Origin of the sequence: Rhodopseudomonas sp. B29, from assembly GCF_000333455.1 — a bacterium.
Taxonomy (GTDB): Bacteria; Pseudomonadota; Alphaproteobacteria; order Rhizobiales; family Xanthobacteraceae; genus Rhodopseudomonas.
The window spans coordinates 1-932 of sequence record NZ_BADD01000405.1 but is presented as its reverse complement, the minus strand read 5'-3'; the positions used below and the strand labels follow the sequence as shown (position 1 = coordinate 932).

The window sequence follows — 932 nt, the reverse complement described above, 5'->3', positions numbered from 1 at the left end:
TGCAACTTGTTAGTTGACTGGATGTTGCGCGGGCGAACGCGGGAAAACTGCCGGGGACCAAGCGTTGCGGAGTGCATCGTGCTTGCGCTCGGTGCGATCCTAAAGCGAAGCCGCCATAGAACCGTAGCAGCTGCTCGACTGGGCTGGTGACGCCGGACACTCCCGGAAGCTTTGGCCAACCGTCCCAGCACCAAAGACAGGCATAGCCCGCATGAGCGGAGCGACAGGCGGGGGCCGTCTGTGATCTTGATTCCCGCTACGCTTGATAAAAACCGGCTTGATTGGATTTGCTGGCATTATGGGCACATTAGTTGGAATTATCTTTCTTGTGTTGAGTTGGGTGATGCTTGCTGGCCTGAACAAAGCGCATCGCGAGGAAACCGGCGTAAATATGCCAACTCGAAAAGCGATGCGAAGAATACGGCGGAACGCAAGAAAGAAAGGAATCACCGAGGCTCAAGCATATTCAAGTTGGGTGAAACGTAAGCAGCAACTCGCTCATATTGGTCAGGTGTCAACATCACTCAGATCGGGCAAGCCGAATTCGGTCGTTCCTCGCGCCGCTAAGCTGCCGGCTGCCGCGGCGAAGCCGCCTCGGGTAAGGGCGCCGGCGCATAAGCCCTTCAGCTTCTCTCACTTGGAGATGGTTGCAGCGACTTATGGACTTACTATTGAGAAGCAACTCTTCCGCGAGTATACCTTGCGGGACAAAGATGGAAAGCTAATCGCTAATCCGTACGTGACCGGATCACTGCCACGAACTAGCTTCAGTCACCGCGATTTGGAGGACTTTCTGCTTACTTATTAGCGATGCGATCATAGGTTTCTTTTTACTGCCAATTCGCCGTAGTGTCATTTCGTGGCAATAATTCGCAAGAGTGACGTCGTATCAAAAGCAATAGCATGGGCGCTCTTGACAAAATTCCTATAGG

1 protein-coding gene is annotated in these 932 nt (G+C 53.1%); it reads left to right on the top strand.

The annotated features are described in order from the left end of the window. The first annotated feature begins 262 nt into the window (after nucleotides 1–262). Nucleotides 263–808 (top strand): hypothetical protein, encoded by a 546-nt coding sequence (locus I5M_RS32280; RefSeq protein WP_148287876.1) that lies wholly within the window; start codon nucleotides 263–265, stop codon nucleotides 806–808. Nucleotides 809–932 lie beyond the last annotated feature (124 nt).